Source organism: Marinobacter alexandrii (genome assembly GCA_039984955.1).
GTDB lineage: Bacteria > Bacteroidota > Bacteroidia > Cytophagales > Cyclobacteriaceae > Ekhidna.
In genome coordinates this window covers 1,244,725-1,264,024 of record JBDWTN010000007.1, presented here as the reverse complement: position 1 = coordinate 1,264,024, position 19,300 = coordinate 1,244,725, and the positions used below count along the sequence as shown (strand labels likewise).

General features: G+C 36.9%; 16 protein-coding genes and 2 tRNA genes. 7 read left to right on the top strand and 11 right to left on the bottom strand.

The genetic code is table 11. The annotated features are described in order from the left end of the window. The first annotated feature begins 58 nt into the window (after nucleotides 1-58). From ABJQ32_11830 to ABJQ32_11820, 3 genes are all read left to right on the top strand, one after another. The gene (locus tag ABJQ32_11830; protein MEP5290330.1) at nucleotides 59-1,408 is read left to right on the top strand and encodes a response regulator; all 1,350 of its coding nucleotides are present in this window, start codon (nucleotides 59-61) and stop codon (nucleotides 1,406-1,408) included. Next, nucleotides 1,405-2,058: a response regulator transcription factor gene (locus tag ABJQ32_11825; GenBank protein MEP5290329.1), complete on the top strand. Its 654-nt coding sequence runs from the start codon at nucleotides 1,405-1,407 to the stop codon at nucleotides 2,056-2,058. Before ABJQ32_11830 ends, ABJQ32_11825 begins: the two co-directional genes overlap by 4 nt. Nucleotides 2,059-2,192: 134 nt before the next feature. Beyond that, nucleotides 2,193-2,519: a hypothetical protein gene (locus ABJQ32_11820; protein ID MEP5290328.1), complete on the top strand. Its 327-nt coding sequence runs from the start codon at nucleotides 2,193-2,195 to the stop codon at nucleotides 2,517-2,519. Between the two features lie 156 nt (nucleotides 2,520-2,675). On the opposite strand, the gene ABJQ32_11815 is transcribed toward ABJQ32_11820, so the two are convergent. Continuing rightward, nucleotides 2,676-2,749: transfer RNA gene (locus ABJQ32_11815), tRNA-Arg, on the bottom strand. A gap of 227 nt (nucleotides 2,750-2,976) precedes the next feature. On the opposite strand from ABJQ32_11815, the gene ABJQ32_11810 reads away from it, so the two are divergent. Next, nucleotides 2,977-3,669, top strand: a complete 693-nt coding sequence (locus ABJQ32_11810; GenBank protein ID MEP5290327.1) for an outer membrane beta-barrel protein — start codon at nucleotides 2,977-2,979, stop codon at nucleotides 3,667-3,669. On the opposite strand, the gene ABJQ32_11805 is transcribed toward ABJQ32_11810, so the two are convergent. Together ABJQ32_11805 and rpoN are read right to left on the bottom strand one after the other, a co-directional pair. Continuing rightward, nucleotides 3,666-4,268 (bottom strand): hypothetical protein, encoded by a 603-nt coding sequence (locus ABJQ32_11805; protein MEP5290326.1) that lies wholly within the window; start codon nucleotides 4,266-4,268, stop codon nucleotides 3,666-3,668. The two genes, ABJQ32_11810 and ABJQ32_11805, sit on opposite strands and share 4 nt — an antisense overlap. 8 nt (nucleotides 4,269-4,276) lie before the next feature. Further along, nucleotides 4,277-5,713, bottom strand: coding sequence for an RNA polymerase factor sigma-54 (gene rpoN / locus ABJQ32_11800; protein ID MEP5290325.1), 1,437 nt, complete (start codon nucleotides 5,711-5,713; stop codon nucleotides 4,277-4,279). A gap of 62 nt (nucleotides 5,714-5,775) precedes the next feature. On the opposite strand from rpoN, the gene asnS reads away from it, so the two are divergent. The 3 genes from asnS to ABJQ32_11785 all read left to right on the top strand — a co-directional run bounded on the left by asnS (nucleotide 5,776) and on the right by ABJQ32_11785 (nucleotide 9,219). Beyond that, nucleotides 5,776-7,230 (top strand): asparagine--tRNA ligase, encoded by a 1,455-nt coding sequence (gene asnS, locus ABJQ32_11795; GenBank protein MEP5290324.1) that lies wholly within the window; start codon nucleotides 5,776-5,778, stop codon nucleotides 7,228-7,230. A 145-nt stretch (nucleotides 7,231-7,375) separates the two neighbouring features. Next, on the top strand, nucleotides 7,376-8,227 hold the full coding sequence (locus ABJQ32_11790) for a carboxypeptidase-like regulatory domain-containing protein (protein ID MEP5290323.1): 852 nt from the start codon (nucleotides 7,376-7,378) through the stop codon (nucleotides 8,225-8,227). 176 nt (nucleotides 8,228-8,403) lie between these two features. Then, nucleotides 8,404-9,219, top strand: coding sequence for a sterol desaturase family protein (locus tag ABJQ32_11785; protein ID MEP5290322.1), 816 nt, complete (start codon nucleotides 8,404-8,406; stop codon nucleotides 9,217-9,219). Nucleotides 9,220-9,223: 4 nt separating this feature from the next. Here ABJQ32_11785 and ABJQ32_11780 read toward each other — a convergent pair whose 3' ends face one another. The 8 genes from ABJQ32_11780 to hflX form a co-directional block, all read right to left on the bottom strand. Further along, complete coding sequence (locus ABJQ32_11780) at nucleotides 9,224-11,875, bottom strand: ABC transporter permease (protein MEP5290321.1); 2,652 nt, start codon at nucleotides 11,873-11,875, stop codon at nucleotides 9,224-9,226. Then, nucleotides 11,862-12,194 carry a helix-turn-helix transcriptional regulator gene (locus ABJQ32_11775; GenBank protein ID MEP5290320.1) on the bottom strand — a complete coding sequence of 111 codons (333 nt, stop codon included), beginning with the start codon at nucleotides 12,192-12,194 and terminating at the stop codon, nucleotides 11,862-11,864. Before ABJQ32_11775 ends, ABJQ32_11780 begins: the two co-directional genes overlap by 14 nt. 162 nt (nucleotides 12,195-12,356) lie before the next feature. Further along, the gene (locus ABJQ32_11770) at nucleotides 12,357-13,262 is read right to left on the bottom strand and encodes a hypothetical protein (protein MEP5290319.1); all 906 of its coding nucleotides are present in this window, start codon (nucleotides 13,260-13,262) and stop codon (nucleotides 12,357-12,359) included. 42 nt (nucleotides 13,263-13,304) lie between these two features. Next, complete coding sequence (locus tag ABJQ32_11765; GenBank protein ID MEP5290318.1) at nucleotides 13,305-13,808, bottom strand: hypothetical protein; 504 nt, start codon at nucleotides 13,806-13,808, stop codon at nucleotides 13,305-13,307. 121 nt (nucleotides 13,809-13,929) lie between these two features. Further along, nucleotides 13,930-15,288, bottom strand: coding sequence for a sigma-54 dependent transcriptional regulator (locus ABJQ32_11760; GenBank protein ID MEP5290317.1), 1,359 nt, complete (start codon nucleotides 15,286-15,288; stop codon nucleotides 13,930-13,932). Next, on the bottom strand, nucleotides 15,285-17,681 hold the full coding sequence (locus tag ABJQ32_11755) for an ATP-binding protein (protein ID MEP5290316.1): 2,397 nt from the start codon (nucleotides 17,679-17,681) through the stop codon (nucleotides 15,285-15,287). The genes ABJQ32_11760 and ABJQ32_11755 overlap by 4 nt, the downstream gene beginning before the upstream one ends. Nucleotides 17,682-18,063: 382 nt before the next feature. Continuing rightward, nucleotides 18,064-18,135, bottom strand: a tRNA-Arg gene (locus tag ABJQ32_11750). Between the two features lie 22 nt (nucleotides 18,136-18,157). Next, nucleotides 18,158-19,282 (bottom strand): GTPase HflX, encoded by a 1,125-nt coding sequence (gene hflX, locus ABJQ32_11745; protein MEP5290315.1) that lies wholly within the window; start codon nucleotides 19,280-19,282, stop codon nucleotides 18,158-18,160. Nucleotides 19,283-19,300 lie beyond the last annotated feature (18 nt).

Below are 19,300 nucleotides of genomic sequence, written 5' to 3'. Positions count from 1 at the left end.
CTTACAAATTGTAATATCTCACAAAAACTTAATAAATTGATAGTAATCATCAATACCTATGGGAAAAATTTTAGTAGCGGAAGACTCTCTGATTGTAAATCAGCATATTAAGCATGCCCTTGAATCCGGGAATCATCACGTTTTGTCTGTTTATTCAGGAAAGGAGGCAGTGGAGACTGCAACACAAGAAACACCTGACCTGATCCTTATGGATATCATGATGGAGACTAACTCAGATGGTATTGATGCAGCTTTTGAGATTAAACAGAGCCTTGATATCCCTATCATATTTTTAACGGCGCTTACAGATGAGCCGACGATTCAAAAGGCAAAATTTAGTTTACCTTATGGTTATGTAGTAAAGCCTTTTAATGAAGCTGAACTTCTTTCGAATATTGATGTAGCTCTCTATAAGGCTCAAGCAGAGAAGAAAATTAAGGATAACAGTGAGTTATTTCAAACAATAATAAACTCCATAGATAAAGCTATCTTCTTGTTAGATGCTAAGGATACGATAAAGTATACAAATACAATTGTTGAACAAATCACTGCAAAATCATTTGATCAATTGATGAATAGAAATATTAATGATGTTCTCAATTTTGTAGATTCTGAAGGAATCAACCAAGCAGATATTCTAGGGATAGAAGATACAATGGAGGTAAAACTAGAAAATGCAAGTTCCGATCATGTATACGGAGATTTTTATACGCACAATGTTTCGTTAGATGAAGATTATACATTGTTCTTTTTCAAGGATATAACAGAACGTGTGAAAATGAGGGAGGCAGATGAAGACATGAAAAATAGACGTCTATTGTCGTTTATCGAGGGGCAGGAAAAAGAACGAGAGCGTATTGCCAGAGATCTTCATGATGGCGTTGGTCAAATTGCCAACATGATAAAGTTATCTATCAAAAAAGGCGACACAGGAGAAGGGCTGTCTGATATGGTAGATCAGTTTCTGGATGAGATGCGTAAGGTAACAGATGGCCTATTGCCAACACTTTTGAGTGATTTTCCTATTGAGGTTTGCTTGAAAAAAATAGTAGATCAAGCCACAAAAAGTTCAGATATTCAATTTGAACTTCGCACAGAAGATCTTCCAGAGCTTGACATGAAGCATAAGGTTAATATTTATCGAATTTCACAGGAAAATATATCTAACATCATTAAGCACTCAGAAGCATCAACGGCATCTATTCAACTTTACGGATTTGATGATCATATTCAAATGACTATTGAAGATGATGGAGTGGGATTCGATTTAGGAGACTATACAGATGAAACCTCTCATCATGGTATTCAAAATATGCTATTCAGAGCTGAGGTTTTGAATGCAGAATGTAATATTGATACTTCAAAAGGTTCTGGCACATTTATAAGCTTAAAAATTCCATTTAAATGAAAAAAACTAAACTATTTCTTATAGAGGATCATGAGTTAGTTCGCAAAGGAGTAAGGAGTATAATCGATATGGATTCTACGATCGAGATTACTGGTGAGTATGATCGAGCCTCTAAAGCAATTGAAGCTTTGGATGGAGGATTGTTACCCGATATAATTTTGATGGATATATCAATGCCGGAAATGACCGGACTTGAAGCATCAAAGCTAATAGGCGATAAGTATCCCGACATAAAAATTATCATCCTCAGTATGTACAAAGATGAGGAATATGTAATGGAAGGTCTAAACTTCAATATTGCTGGCTATGTAGTCAAAGATAGTGTAGCAGATGAAATTCTAGTTGCTATTGAGAAGGTTCTAAATGGAGGGAAATTCTTCAGCAGGGAAGTAATAGATACTGCCTTGAATTCGTACAAAGAGATAAAGAAAGAAAAGAAAAAAACGGAAAGCGTCCAATTAACTAAAAGAGAGATAGAGGTTCTGAATGATATATCTGATGGCTTGAAAAGCCAGGAAATTGCGGAAAAATTATTCATAAGCGAACGCACTGTAGAAGCTCATCGAGGTAATATTATGAAAAAATTAAGAGCAAAAAACATGGCCGAGTTAATCAAGAAAGCTATGAATTTAGGGCTCATAAATTCATGATTTTTAGTGATAATACCTAAGCGAAGAGTAGTATTTTCCCATGTAAAATTATTCATATTCTAAGTATATTTTTGATAAAAAGCTGCATACCACTGTGCGCGTAGTTTAATAAACGGGCGCAAAACTTATATGCTATGACTATTTCGGAAACTCACCAAAAGATCAATGCACTAAAGTCATTGACGCCAGGCGCTTTCATTTTCGTGCTTGACACCACGGATAGATCATTTGTTTATAAATCAATGATCAGCCCTGATTGTGAGCAGAGAGTTGTTTCTCTTGATAGAGAATATGGAATAGACACACTGACAAAATCTTCTAGTTATTATTCGCATGATGATAACCAATCAGTTGTCAAATTCAAGCGATTAAGTGAGAATGTCTTTATAGGTGTATGTACGCCAATCTCCAATTTTGCCAAGGATGTAATTGCAAAAGTTGAAGAATTTCTAAAAAAATAGAAAATCACTCCTCGAAGTGGATTTAGTGAACTTGGAGGGATTCGATCGGACTGGCGAACCAGCCCCCAATCTCCTGGGCCGTTACGTTGGTATGTGTTTATTGAGTTTATATGGTGAAGTCTAACAAAAAAAGCAAGCCTAAATAGCTTGCTTTAGTGAACTCGGAGGGATTCGAACCCCCAATCTCCTGGGCCGTAACCAGGTGCATTATCCAGTTGTGCTACGAGTCCTTTGAGAGCGCAAAACTAACAATTATGCATTAAAATTTTCGTTAGTCGCACATGATTATATCTTTGCGAAAATTTTTTCTATCGATAGCTTTTATCATTTAACATTCATTAAGAATATTATCAGAATAAAAGCTTCTTCTTTGTAGAAGCAAGGCTAAACAAATGAAATGTCGATAAACAGCTTAATTCAGACATTACATGAGTCCAATAAAAACAATATTACACACATGAAATACGTATACGGAGCGCTTCTTATCTTTTTTATGATCTCTGCTAGCGCACAAGATGGATTAAAACGTCCAGACATTCCTGGAGAATTAATGGTAGATGTTGGATTTAATGTTTGGTCATCAATGCCAGGACCTCTGGAGAGAAGAACTTGGGCGTCAAAATCTGTTGGGGTTTACTATACAAAAAGAAAAGCGTTCAGTAGCAAATTGTCTTTGAATTATGGAGCAGGACTCGGCTTAGAAAAAATGAGCTTGGGAGATTCATCTACTCTTTTTAGCAACGCACTTGTTAATGATACTTTAAGATCTGTATTTATTGGACCTAACACACAAAATTTTGAAAAAAATAGACTTGCAATAACTTATTTAGATATCCCAGTTGAGTTTAGATTTCATCCATTTGGCACTGAGGATGGAGAGGGATTATTTCTAGGAGTTGGAGGAGTAGTTGGAGTTCGATTGAATGCTCATACAAAATGGAAATATGAAAATAATGGAGAAACTACTCGTCAAAAAATATCAGGAAAATTCAATTTGAATTCATTTAGATATGGATATCAAGTAAGAGCGGGTTTTAGAGGAGTGCATGTTTTTTACAAGAGATATGTTTCAGATGTATTCAAAGATTCCTTTGAAGATGGATCTAATCCCATTATGACAACTATTGGTATAAATGTAACCGGGTTCTAGAAGAATAGAACGATTGTCAAGAAGCTAAATACAAACCCAAACATAGCACCAAACCATACTTCCTTTGGTTGATGATAACCAAGAAATAGCCTGCTTGAGCTTGTAAGACCTGCCGCTAGGATAAGTAGGTAAAAGAAACACCCTGTATCTAATCCAGTAGTCACAATCAATGCAGCGATAAAGCCTACGCCTCCCCAAATAGCTGCGGAGTGGATACTAATCTTGAACCATCTTGTAATAACTAAAAGGAGTACAATAAGTATAGAAACGGATATCATTACAGTCATAAACAAAGGGCCCATTCTGAGTTTATCAGCAAAAAGATAAGATGCTGCAGCATAGTAGAATGCAATAAAAATGAATGGACGAATCCTTTCGTTTCTTTGTGTTAATTCTAAGTTTGAGATATAAGAAAATGTTCGGAGTAAAAAAATACTTAATGCGGGCATTAAACAAGTGGTAATAAATACAATTAACACAAATTTTGGTACCAGTTCAGGAAGTACTCTAGGGAAAAACTCTGGAGCTTTTAAAAATAATATTGAGCTCAAATAGGTAGCCATCAATAATGGATGAAAGACCACCGAGACTATCTTCATTATAAATCTCAAAGCTCTTTTCTTAGACGTGCTACAGGGATATTTAACTGCTCTCTATATTTCGCAACTGTTCGGCGTGCAATGTTGTAGCCACACTCTTTCAGAGCCTTCTCAAGTTTTTCATCGGATAAGGGCTTTGACTTATCTTCTGCTTCAATAAAAGATTTCAATTTACTCTTAACTTCTCTACTACTCACATCCTCCCCGGAATCAGTAGAAATGCCTTCTGAGAAGAAATATTTTAACGGGAACACTCCAAATTCTGTTTGGATAGCCTTGCTGCTAGCAACCCTTGAAACCGTGGAGATGTCCATATTAATCCTATCGGCAATATCCTTCAATATCATTGGCTTCAACTTACTTTCATCACCCTCAAGGAAATAATCGTACTGGAAATCAATGATTGCCTGCATAGTATTTAAAAGTGTCTGCTGGCGTTGACGAATAGCATCAATAAACCATTTGGCAGAATCAAGCTTTTGTTTGATAAATGAAACGGTCTCTTTTAGCTTCTTATCTTTTTTATCACTCTTATCATAAGCATGAAGCATATCAGAATAAGACCGACTTACTTTCAGTTGCGGAGCATTTCTGGAGTTGAGAGAAAGCTCAAGTTTGTCATCAACATTGGTGAGAATAAAGTCGGGAATTACATATTGAGTTTTAGCAACATCATCTCCAGTACCTCCCGGTTTAGGATTAAGCTTCGTAATCAGATAGATTGCTTCTCGAAGTAAGTCTTCATCATCTAAGCCAAGTTTCCTAGCAATTTTATCGTAATGCTTTTTAGAAAATTCATTAAAGCAGTTGTCAATGATTCTTGTAGCAATCTGTACTACCTCACTATCCTCATCCTTACGATCAAGCTGTAGAGCTAAGCATTCTTGTAAATTTCTAGCACCTATACCGGCAGGATCAAATGCCTGAATTCTATAAAGTAAATCTTCAAGTTCTTCATCATCAGTCTCCACGCCTTGCGAAAAAGCTAGATCATTTACGATTGCTTCCAGTTCTCTTCTTATGTAACCATCAGAATCAATACTTCCGATTAGTTGTCGCCCAAGAATTTTTTGACGATCATCTAATTTTAGATAGCCCAGTTGAGAGATTAAATGTTCATGCAAAGTTCTACCCATCGAGATAGGAGCTTCCTTATCCTCTTCATCGGGGTTGCGACCATCACCTTGCATCTTATACCCTGCATAGTCATCTTGAAGATAATCTTCTATTCCTTCTGTCGGACTCTCGAACTCCTCTTCGTATTCTTCTGATTGCTCTTCTTGTTCTTTCTCTTCCTTACCTTCTTCCAAAGCTGGGTTAACTTCCAGTTCCTCCTCCACACGAGTTTCCAGTTCTGCAGTAGGCACTTGCAGTAGTTTGATGAACTGAATCTGTTGCGGAGACAGTTTTTGTTGAAGCGATTGTTGAAGTGAGAGTTTTTGCATTTCTTAAGTCCTGTAGGTCAAAAATATCACATTAGTTAGTTTTGCGGCGCAAATATTTAATGATGGTGGATAAAATTAGAAGAACAAAAGTCAAGCAAATTTTAAACCAAGGAAGATCTGGTGAAGAATTATGTGCTAAAGGATGGGTCAGAACCAAGCGTGGGAGCAAGAATGTGGCGTTTATTGCTTTAAATGATGGGTCCACCATTAATAACCTGCAGTTAGTTCTGGATGTCGAATCGATCGATGAAAATTTATTAAAGAAAATTACGACTGGCGCAAGTATTTCAGCTGTAGGCACACTTGCAGAGTCACAAGGTAGTGGTCAGTCTGTAGAGCTTTTAGTGAAAAATATTGAAGTTTTGGGGGAAGCCGACCCTGAAGAGTATCCATTGCAACCCAAAAAACATTCGATGGAATTCTTAAGGGAGATAGCTCATTTAAGACCTAGAACGAACACTTTTGGAGCAGTGTTTAGGGTACGCCATGAAATGGCTTATGCACTACACACCTTTTTTCACAACAAAGGATTTGTCTACCTACATACACCGATTCTTACAGCATCGGATGCTGAGGGAGCAGGGGAGACTTTTAAGGTGACCACTCTTGACCTTCATAATGTTCCTAAAACAGAGGAAGGTTCAATAGATTACAAACAAGATTTTTTTGAAAAGGAGACGAATTTGACAGTTTCTGGGCAATTAGAAGGTGAACTCGCAGCACTTGCTGTTTCTGAGATATATACATTCGGACCGACTTTTAGAGCAGAAAATAGTAACACAACACGCCACTTGGCAGAATTTTGGATGGTGGAGCCAGAAATGGCTTTTTGTGACTTAGAAGATAACATGGATCTTGCTGAAGAGATGCTAAAGTATATGGTTAAGCATGCGCTTGATCATTGTAAGGATGATTTAGAGTTCTTCAACAAAAGATTGTTAGATGAAGAAAAGAGTAAGCCTCAAAATGAGCGTAGTGAATTGTCGCTAGTCGAGCGACTTCAATTTGTGGCTGAAAATGATTTTGAAAGACTTTCCTATACTGATGCTATTGAAATACTGAAAAGGTCCAAGCCAAATCAGAAGAAGAAGTTTCAGTACCTAATAGAGGAGTGGGGCGCTGACCTGCAATCCGAACACGAACGATATCTAGTTGAAAAACATTTCAAGAAGCCAGTTATTTTATTCAATTACCCGAAAGACATAAAGGCCTTTTACATGCGTCAAAATGATGACGGCAAGACGGTAGCGGCTATGGATGTGTTATTTCCAGGGATAGGAGAGATTGTCGGAGGTTCTCAAAGAGAAGAGCGACAAGCAAACCTGGAGAGCAGGATGAAGGAAATGGATATTCCTAAAGAAGAACTTTCATGGTATCTAGATACTAGAAGATATGGCACAGTTCCTCACAGTGGATATGGACTTGGCTTTGAGCGAATGATTCAATTTGTAACAGGTATGGGAAATATCAGGGATGTTATCCCATTTCCTAGAACTCCTGGCAACTGTGAATTTTAAGAATCTTCTATCGCTTATGGGTCGATAATGCTTAAGGGCCTTATATTTTGTTACTATTATTTTCACAATAAGGAAAAAATTCCATTCAAATTGTAACTTATTCCTTCTGTATTCAGTCGTTTCAATAGTAAAAGATTGACCGTAGATGAATAAGCTTTTTTTTTGTTTGCTGCTTAGCAATAGTGTCTTGGGTTTTTCACAGGATAAAACCATTATGGGAGTAGTAGTGGATGCGAAGACTAAGCAGCCGATTCCTTATGCATCTATTGGTATTTTGGGAAGAAATATTGGAACGGTATCTAATGAAACTGGACTCTTTCGGTTGGCGATTCCTCCTCGGTTTTCCGGTGACTCTTTGACTTTTTCTGAGGTAACTCACACTCGTAAAAAGCTACTAATTACTTCCTTGTTACATAACTCTGAAATCGTCGTAGAACTAGAAGAAGCTATCATAAAACTCCCCACTGTGGTGATAAATCCTGGTAAAAAGAAAAGAAGTTATGAAAAACTGGGCGTAAAGCCGATGTTTTATTGGGGGTCATGTTACGCCAACTTCAAGGAGGGGTCACAAATAGCTCATCTGATGAAATCCAGTACTTATCCGGTTTTTCTATCCAAGGCGAGGATTAAAATAGGAGATAATACCCTAGCAAAAATGAAAATGAGAGTACGAGTTCTTGAAAAAACTACAGATGGATTGCCAGGATCGGATGTATTCGAAGGAGCCTTTGTAAGTATTGCTAACTTGAAAGGGTGGGTTGAGGTTGATCTGAGCTATGCGAATTTGGTCTTTACAGAAGACTTTTTTGTTTGTTTCGAGTTTTTAAACCTACTGTGGGAATCTAGAGATGGTTATTTCTCTATTGTGTGCTCTGAGACGGATACTTTTTCTAAAGACCAACTTGTTCGCAATTCTAGCTTTGGAAAATGGGAATACTCTTTGCCAGGGCAAAATCATATTTATGCCATCGGAGCAGAGGTATATAGATTGAGATGATATTTAATCCAAAAAACTTGGTTATTTCAAATTCAGTTCTAGACATACGAGCTAGTGATCCAGTTTTTGACTGGTATGGGAACATCAGGGACGTTATCCCATTTCCTAGCAACTGTGAACTTTAGAACAATTTGCTGTTTGCTTAGTATATTAGTTATTGGATTAAGCAGTACGTGATGGAAGAGTTTCTAGATTATTTTGCAGCGTTAACAACTGTTCAAAAAATTAGCTGGGTAGGGATATGCTTGGCTTTCTTTTTTATTCTTGAAAATTTGATGCCTTTAGTCAAGCATGACTATAAGCGATTACGACATGACGGAGTGAATTTATTCTTCCTGTCTATGTTGATGATCATCAATGTAATCTATGGTATCGCATTGGTTGGAGTCACTAAATGGACTTCTCAAGCTGATTTTGGTATTTTGAATTGGTTTGAGATGCCAGTTTGGGTAGGCTTGATTATTTCATTCATTGCACTGGACTTAGTATCTCAATATTTTGCTCATTTCCTTCTGCACCGAGTGAAATGGATGTGGAAACTACATATGGTTCATCATAGCGATACTAAGGTGGATTTGACAACTGGTGTGCGTCAGCATCCAATCGAATTTATTCTTCGAGAAGCTCTTGCACTTATCACTTTTGTGCTGTTCGGTATGCCGGTAGCATATTATCTTTTCTACAGAATTATCACCATATTTTTCACATATTGGACACATGCTAATATCAGTTTACCTAAATGGCTAGATAAAGCATTGAGTTTCATCATAATTACTCCAAATACGCATAAGTTTCACCATCATTTCGAGCGACCTTGGACAGATACTAACTTTGGTAATGTATTATCAATATGGGATCGTTTATTCGGGACTTTTACCTACGATGATACCTCAAAGATCAAATATGGACTTGATGTGACTGATGGGAACCGAGATGAAGACATCAAATATCAACTGGGGCTTCCATTTAATAGATCCATTAAGACGGATTAGTGATTTACTCACTTTTGAGTGTTTCAGTAGGATTTATATAGGATGCTTTTAGTGCGTGAAACGCAACCGTAATTGCTGAGATAAAGAAGGTCATTGCTCCCGCTAGAATAAATGGCCAAATTTGAATATCAATTCTAAAAGCAAAATCATTAAGCCATTCATTCAATGAATAATATGCAAGTGGAATAGCAATCAAGAATGCAATACCAATCAATACCATGAACTCACGCGAAAGAAGGAGCATAATCTGAGAAGTATTGATTCCGAGCACTTTTCTCACTCCAATTTCTTTGGTGCGTTGTTCAACACTAAAAGTAGCAAGTCCGAAAAGTCCAAGGCATGCTACCAGTATGGCAAGAGTAGAAAAAATGACAGTAATATCGCTTAGTTTCATTTCAGATTTATAAGAATCATTGATTCTATCATCCAGAAAAAAGAAGTCAAAAGGTCTGTCAGGAAGAACTGATACCCAGGCTCGCTCCAGATCAGCTATTGCTGTTTTTGTTTGAGTTCCATCAATTTTTATTGCGACATACTTGATGAATAGATTAAATGCTCTTGGACGAGTATTTAATGTGATGACTAGAGGTGCGATAGGGTAATGCTTAGAAGCAAAATTGTAATCTTCAACCACACCCACAATTCTACCTTTTAATTCCCCTCTGAAATTGAAGCGTTTCCCAACGGCCTCTTGTGGAGTATCCCATCCCATGCTATGAACAAGTGTCTCGTTTACGATTAGGGCTAACGAATCATCAGTTTGTATGGTCTGATCATATGCCCTTCCAGCTGCTAAGGGAATATTCATGGTGCTGACAAAATCATGCCTTACATTGAATCTTGGAAAGGGTTTGGATTCCTCCATACCTTCAAAGAGATAATTGCCCACCTGATACTTAGCTCCTACTATCTCTTCCACGGCTGTCATAGAACTGATATGTGGACTTTGCAAAGCTGCAATTTTGAAATTTTCATAATGTTGTCCCATTGGTGATTGAATAACGGGAACCATTACGATGTTTTCATCATCAAACCCTGCGTCTTTGCTTTGAAGGAAATCGAGTTGCTTCAATACGATGAATGTGCCAATGATTAGCATGATTGAGATAGAGAATTGGGCCGTTACCAGGATTCTTCGAAAATTCATCCCGTTGATCTTTAGATGACCTCCTTTTAGAACGGATACAGTCTTGAAAGAAGATAATACAAAGGCCGGATAGAAACCAGATAGTAATCCAATGATCAGGCCTGCTCCTATTAGATTAAATAGAAAAAGAGGTTCGAGCAATATAGATATAGGAACTGTTTTTTCAGTAAGTGCATTGAACCCTGGAAGTATTAGTATCACAATAAAAACGCCAATTAACAATGAAGTGAATGTTAAAAGAATCGACTCAAAAATGAATTGATTAATCAATTGTGATTTGGCGCTACCCAATGCTTTTCTGACTCCTACTTCTTTTGCTCTTTTATTGGCTCTTGCTGTGCTCAGGTATATAAAATTAATAGCGGCAATAATTAGTACAAAGACAGCTACCATTCCAAATATGTAGACATTTTTCATGTCACTATTCGCAGCAATTTCATAGTCTAGCTTACTTGTAAGGTGAATGTCCTCAACCGGCTGTAGTTGTAGTTCTATATCGTCTTTTACAAAGTCAGGAAAGTATTTCTGAACAAAGTCAGGAAATTGTCCAAGTAAGTCGGAGGGCTTGGTATTCTCTTCAAGGACGATATAAGTCCAGCAAGGATTCCAATACCAAGAAGTAGGGTATGACCCTCCGAAACTAGCCTTAAGGCTTGAAAAGGAAACAATAAAGTCAAATTGAAAATGAGCATTTTTAGGCGAATCCTCAAGAATACCTGTGATCATTAGATTTTGATCACCTTGGAACTCAAGTGTCTTACCCATAGGATCGTCATCAACGAAATACTTTTTAGCCATGGATCGCGTGATCAATATACTATTAGGATCGTCCAGAGCAGTTTCTTTATCTCCTTCAATTAGTTCAAAGTCGAAAACGTCGAAGAAAGTAGAATCCGCAAAAAATATACTTGATTCATTAAACCCTTTGTCAGCAGCTTTATTGGCTAATGCCAGAGAAGGAGATTGGAAATTGAAGAACCTAACTGCATGCTCCACTTGTCTTCCAAAATCATTTTTGAGTGCAGGGCCTGTCGGGAAGGGTAGGCTAGCTGAATGTTCACCGACACCCTCACTTTCAAACTTCTCTAGTACTCTGTAGATTCTATCCGATTTGGAATGGAATTTATCGTAACTAAGCTCATCACTTATGTAAATGAAAATAAGGATAGCACACGCCAGACCTATAGCTAGCCCGCTAATATTAAGCATGGAGTAGACTTTTTGCTTAATGAAATTTCTGTAGGTGACTTTGAAGTAGTTTCTAAACATGGCAATATGAATTGAATTTTGACTTTTTCGTTTAAATACAAATGGTCGGCATAAACCTAGAATATTGAGAATGAATAGCAAGTCAGCTTTCCACTTAGGCATAGTTTCAATGTGCTCCTCATAGAGTTCATACACATCTCCTCTGAGTATTTCTAAATGGTCTTCATGACAAAACCAGCCTAAAAATTTATCCGGCCATTTTGGTGGTGTTTTACGCTTTCCTTCTTCATTTCCCAGCATATCCTATGTTTGGTAAGGTGTGATACAATGAAGATCTTAATTCATAGGATTGATCCAGCGCTTTTCTTCCAAAAGCAGTGATTTGATAGAATCGTTTTCTTCTACCACCTCTTTCTGTGGTAGCTCCTCCTTCATATGATGTGATAAATCCCTTTTTTTCTAACCTATTTAGAGCTGAATGCAAAGCCCCTATGCTAGGATTTCGCTTTGTTTTTTCCTTAAGCTCTGCTTTTATGGAGATACTGTAAGCATTTTCATGAAGAGAACCTACTACTAGTAGAACTAACTCCTCAAATTCACCAAGCTGAGTGTGCTTCATAAGGTGGTGATACGAAAAGAGTCTTATATTAGTTTCCTAATCGTATAACAAATAATTAAAAAAAGGCCTGTTCATTTGAACAAGCCTAAAGCTGATTGATAAGATTTTAAAAAAGGGTCTACAGGACGCAGACCCTTGAGTCACCACAACCCATAACTGATTTTAGCTTTTTACAGCTACTACCAGGTATTTCGATATTTCCCAAAACTTGTCTGGGTTTTTGATATCTATGTATTTTACTACACCTGCTTCCTTAATCATTTCATATGAATCTGAAGGGTGTTCAGTAATCAAATTAACTTTCTCAGCATCTACAATCACTCTATTGGTTGTTCTGATATCGATCTCGCTGAATTTCTCTTTCTCAGCATTTGGATCTAGTTCATTTGTTTTGCCGAACCATAGAAATCCTCCTTCTTTAGACACCAGACCATCCTTTACCAAAGCTTTCTCTGTACCAATGGCGAAAAATGCAGTATTCAACTCATCTTCTTGCATGCTGATTTTAGTGATTTGAGTATCAATAGTCTGCTCTTGTGTATCTACTCTATATTCCAATGATTTTAAGTCAGCAGACATATCTGCAATTACTACATCCTTTTCAGACAGCTCTTCCCTAAGTCCGGCAATTGAATTTTGACGATCTTCCAACTCACGGGATAGCTGATTCACTCGGTTCTTGAAGGAGTTTAAATTGATATTTGCATTGTCAAGTTTGGCTACAAGACGAGCAACAGTTTCATTGGTTTGGATAATGAGACTGTCTATCATTCCCATATCGTTCACCATTTGCTTTTTGTCAGCTTCTGTAAAATCTGTACTACCGGAGACTTCAGCTATCAGGTTTTCTCTCTGTTTTATTTTTTCGATTTTACTTTCTACGCCATACATGATGTCAATGATTTCGTTGTAAGCGGAATCCCGTTCTTGAAGTTCTACTTCCAATTGTGTTGACTGCACGATCAACTCTTTTTTTTCTTCTTGCATCGAAACAAATACAACTGCAAGCCCTGTAGTGATGATCAATCCGATCACGATCGACAGGATAACTTTGGTGTTACTTTTCATAATAATTTATTTGAAATTTTGATTGTCTTTTATATACTATCCTTAGAATGTTACTTTAATACCTAATCCAGGGTCAAGCGCAATAAATGCATCACCATCTGTCGCTACTTCGATGAAGGGCTTGAGGTCTAGACTCATTGCTATTGGGACTTCTTGAATTTTATATTCGATACCAAAGATTCCATCTACTCCAAAACCAACTTCAGAAGTTTCTCTACGATAAATACCTTCGTTTCTAATGACATCAGATTGTGTTGCGATGTGTCCTCCAATTCCATAATACCATCTCAATCCAGGTTCTTCAAAGGCGGGAGCGTATCGTTCGACTAAAAGAGTTGCGGAAAAAGCGTTAGGGTAAAATCCGATTATACCTTCTAAAGCATGATTGGAAGAGGTGAAGTGTTTTATTGTTAATCCAGAAGTACCTATTCCTCTTACACCGATTGCGGTCTTATATGATGTGCCGGTTTTCAACTTCTGAGCCATGATTGAAGTCGTCAGAAGTATGCTAAGTCCAAAAAGAATAAGTGTTTTAGAATATTTCATAGTCGATTTTACTTTCACGACTATAGTTATTCAATCGATGTGCCTTTATATTAAATTATTGATAATCAGGCATTTATTTTTTTTATGCAAAAAGATTTTTCTCATTTTGAGAAAAAGCATCTTATTGAGAGGATTCTTTTTCTTCTTTTAAGAGTCTATAAATAGTAGACTGCCCTATATCTAACTTATCTGCTATTAGTTTAATGTCATCATCATACCTCTTAATGTAGAGGTGAATGATTCGCATCTGATACTCTCTCATACTCATCTCTTCAGTCAACACATCAGCAAGCATATCCTTTTGTGCAAAAGTGATGTCATCGGGTGTGATTTCACTTTCATCTGCCATGACCATGGCAAGCTCTACGATAGATTTTAATTCACGAATATTCCCAGGGAAAGAGTAATTCATTAATTTCCTTAAAGCTTCTTTGCTAAATGATTTTACCTCTTGGCTATTTTCTTTTGCAAAAGCTTCAGCAAAATACTTTGCAAGTAGGATTACATCTTTATCTCGTTCCCTTAGAGGAGGCAACTCAATAGGAAGACCAAACAATCTGTAGTAAAGATCCTCTCTGAAGTTGCCATCTTTTACTTCTTGCTGAAGATTTCTGTGGGTAGCAACTATCACTCTGCAGCCTATTTTAATTGCAGCAGAACCTCCTACACGGGTGATTTCTCTTTCCTGAAGAGCGCGTAAGAGTTTTGCTTGAAGTGAGATATCCATTTCACCTATTTCATCCAAGAATAATGTGCCTCCATTTGCTTGCTCGAACTTCCCGATATGTTTTCCAGTAGCTCCAGTGAATGATCCCTTTTCATGGCCGAAGAGCTCGCTTTCAACCAGGTCTTTAGGTATGGCGCTCATATTTACAGGCACAAAAGGTTTTGCTTTCTGTTTGCTATTGTAGTGGATGGATTTTGCGACAACTTCTTTTCCAGTGCCAGTTTCACCTGTGATCATTACGGTGATATTATTGGTAATAGCTTTTTCAACAAGCCTAAAAATCTTTTTGATACCCGTACTTTGCCCAATCATATTGGCTTGAAAATCATATTTTTTCTCGACTTCCTCTTGTAAAGTCTCTACCCGTTCTTCAAGTTTTTTGTTCTTTCCTAGTTTATTGAGAACATGGATCAGTCTATCTCTTATGTCTTCCGTTTTAGTGAGGTAGTCATAGGCTCCTTTTTTCAATAGATCGATCGCCGTTTCAATGTCTTGCTGTTCAGAGATTATAATGACTTCAATTGAAGGATCCTCGGCTTTTATTTTTTCAAACAATTCTGCTCCACTATAATCAGGCAATCTAAAATCAAGTGTTACCAGTTGAGGTTTCTGTTTGAGTTCGGAGAGCATTGATTGGCCATCTGGGAATGCTTTTACAACATAATCTGGATTAAGACTCAGAGTATGCGTAAGCAATTTTCTGTACCACTCATCATCCTCAACGACAAAAACTTTAAAAGACTGATTACTCATGAATTTATGTTTTGACTTAAATGTAGTTTAAGCGAATTAACAAGGTTGGCGGTCTTGCCTTTAATCTCTTGATACGCTTCTGATGAAATAATAGTGCCACCTCTCGCGGATAGTTCATGTTCTTTTAAAAGAGAGACTATTTCATCTGCTCTAAAATGTCGGGCGGGAGCTATTATTTTGTGCAAAATTTCAGCATACATTTCCCACTCAGCATTTTCGTAATAGGTATCTAAATCATTTAGGTTTTGCTCTGTACTATTGATAAAGGTCTCTATCATGTCTCTAACAAAATCACTATCACCCATTTTATTCAATGATTCGAGATTAAAATTGATTGAAGTCACTCCTGAAAGACTATTTGTTTTACGATTCGCTGTATCCCCACCTTTTTCTATTATTTTCAATAGTTCGTTAGTATCGAAGGGTTTTCTGAGTACTTGATTTATCCCTGATTTTTTTGCCATTTTCATATCTTGATCAGATACTGTTGCTGTGAGACCTATAATAGTGGTTTTATTATTTGGTCCGTTTTCGTTTCGTATTTTTTGAGCTACTTCTGGGCCATTCATTTTGGGCATTCTGAAATCCAATAAAACAACATCGTACGTGTTGTTCATCATTTGGAGATATGTCTGCTCACCATCAACAGCTAAGTCATATGTCATATTATACTCCTTGCAGATTGCCATTAGGAGCTTTCTGTTAAACTCTTCATCATCTGCGATAAGAACATGCATGTTGGAGACCTTTGGAGGCTCTGAGATATTTGATTCAGAAACTATAATACTTTCATCTACAATTTTATATGGTAGGGTAAAAGTGAAAGTGGTCCCTATTTTCTCTTTACTTTCTATCCTAATAGTTCCTTTGTGGATTTTTACTAGCTTTTTAGTGATAGCGAGCCCCAGTCCGGTCCCTTTTCTTTTATCATCTTTATTTACTTGTTCGAATTCATCAAACACTTGCTTAAGCCTGTTTTGAGGAATGCCTATTCCTGTGTCTATAACTTGGAATGTAAGCAGTAAATTGTTTTTGACAACTTTCGTTTTTTTAGCAACTATAGTTACTCCGCCATTATTTGTAAATTTTATTCCATTATGTAAAAGGTTCAAGAGAATTTGCCTTAACCGAAACGCATCTCCCAACACAAATTCAGGAAGGTTTTCTGTCTTATATGAAAGCTTTAGACTTTTTTCTTGTGCTTTGTCTTCTAATAGCTTTATGACATCCCGTATTATTAATTCGGGATTAAAGACTTTGTCTTCCAATACTATTTTCCCGCTTTGAAGCTTAGAAAAATCAAGCACGTCATTAAGGATATACGTGAGATGCTCTGTTGATTTATCAATTATCTGAATATATTCAGATTGCTCTTTGTCCAAATTACTTTTTAATAAGAGTCTCGCAAAACCACCAATAGCATTCATTGGAGTTCTAATTTCATGACTCATATTTGCCAAAAATTGCTCTTTTTCTTTGGCAAGCTTTATTGCATTTCTTCGAGAAGCATTGAGCGCTGTTTGAAATTCCTTGGTTCTAGTGATGTAAATAATGAGAATACTTATACTCATTAGTAAAATCATTGGAACAGCAATTCCAAACATGGTGACATATTTATTGGTGTCACTAGCTATAGTTGAAGCATCATTGGCTTGAGAGCGTAAACGATCCAGCTCAACCCTCTCCATCCTAATTAGTATTTCAGAAATTTTAGTTTGAATATCTTGATGATCTCTTTGGAGCGTAAATTCTTTCAGTTTTTGAGAGTAAACCCTCTTTTGAGATTCACTGGCTATAGAGTCTAGTTGATCATTTATAATATTTTGATATTCATCCGTAGCATAAATGTCGATGGTATCTGTTGCTACTATTGTTTCCTTTTTATTGAAAAGCCTTTGAATGAAACCTCGCTTTTTTCGCAAAATAGTATCTTCTAGAATTTTCTTGGTCTGGATATCATTGAGCTGACTCTTGAGGTTTGCAAAAGTCTCCTCCATTGATTCATAGTCCAGACTGGCTGCTTGACTCAAAATAGTGCCTTTATTGAGTATAAGGTTTTGAAGAGAGTCGATTGATTGTAAGGTTGTTGGAATATTGTTTTGGCTTCTGAGAGTGTCTAAAATAGCGATTGAGGATCCGATGTTTTCACTAAAAGTGTTCATGTGAATTTCTTGACCTGTGTATACAAAACGCTCCATTGCATATTCTATTTCTTGAAGATGTATTGACACATTATTAAGAAGCAGAAGGTTAACATTAGATTTTGACTCCTTCTCTAGAGTTCCGACGATTTGATTAAGGTTTTTATAGGCTAAAAAACCAATAAGCGATATGCCGATTGTTAATGTTAACAGAATTGATCCCAAAATATAGGGAAATCGATTTCTTTTCAATTTTTTCCTTTTGGACAAAATTGGGGAGTTTGTGGTAACTAATAGATTAAAATTCTATACCCTTCACAACAATATTGTGCCAATACTGGTATGTAAGTTTAATTCGCTGTTAGTCAGTAAGTTAACTTTTAACTGAAATTGATCAGAAATTCTCAATTTGAGAAAGAATTGATAATATTGACCTGAATGGTTTTAGAATACCAGTCCTAAATCGAATAGAGACTCTGAATTTAACAATAGATCAAGAAATGTGGGCCTGACAAAAATCGAATTGCACCGGTGACCCAGCTGTATTTAAAGTTTAGGAAAAGTGGCCTCTCTAGGAATCGATCGCAGCGGCGAACCGCCCTAGATCTAGAGTTTAGGTAAAATAGAAAAATTGTGGCCCTGACAGGAATCGAACCTGTATCTAAAGTTTAGGAAACTTCTATTCTATCCATTGAACTACAGGGCCGTGAGTGCAAAAGTAATGAACCTCAATAAACCTCTGGGTGCATGTAGTTTGGGTAAATTTTCATGTGAACTTTCTTCACCTCTTCCGCTATCAACTCTCTTAATTCACTGATTCCTTCACCTGTTTTAGCACTAATCTTAATTGATTGACCTTTACCTGCCTTAATGCCTTCATCATCGGATTTGTCCATCTTATTGTAGACTCTTATTGTTGATATGTCACCTGCTCCGATTTCCGTTAATGTCTCATCAACTATTGCGATATGATCTTCATGTGATGGATTGGATGTATCTATGATATGTAGTAATATATCCGCCTCTTGTACTTCAGCCAAAGTAGATTTAAAAGATTCTATCAAAGAATGTGGGAGTTTACGTATAAAGCCAACGGTATCAGATAGAAGAAAGGGGAGATTATTCAATACAACTTTTCTGACTGTAGAGTCTACGGTCGCAAAAAGTTCATCTTTTGCATACACTTTTTCTTTACTTAGAATTCGCATTAAAGAAGATTTTCCGGCATTAGTGTATCCGACAAGAGCAACACGTACTATTCCACTTCTTGATTTTCTTTGGGTGTTCGATTGTTTTTCAATCTTTTCCAGCTTCTTTTTTAGAACATTTATTTGATCGCGAATAATCCTTCTATCTGTTTCAATTTCTTTTTCTCCTGCTCCACCTCTAGTTCCAGTTCCTCCTCTTTGACGCTCGAGGTGAGTCCACATTCGTGTCAGACGCGGGAGTAAATATTGAAATCGAGCAAGTTCTACTTGAGTCTTTGCTTGAGCAGTCTTTGCTCTTTTGAGAAAAATGTCAAGAATAAGCAAGCTTCTGTCATATATTTTGACTTTTAGCTCCTTTTCTAGGTTTCTAAGTTGAGAGGGAGATAGATCATCATCAAATACAACAACATCTATCTTATCTGCTATACACATAGTTTTTATCTCCTCCAATTTACCTTTCCCTACAAAGGTTTTTGAGTCAGGATGTTCCAATTTCTGGGTAAACTTTCCTAAAATGTCTATTTGAAGTGTCTGTGAGAGGAATTCAAGCTCATCCATCATTTCCTCAATTCGCGCATCAGATTCAGACTTTGTCCCGACAGCTACTAATAATCCTCTTTCGTTCTTTTTTGCAGTTTCAATCATATTGTCTCGCAAAGTTTG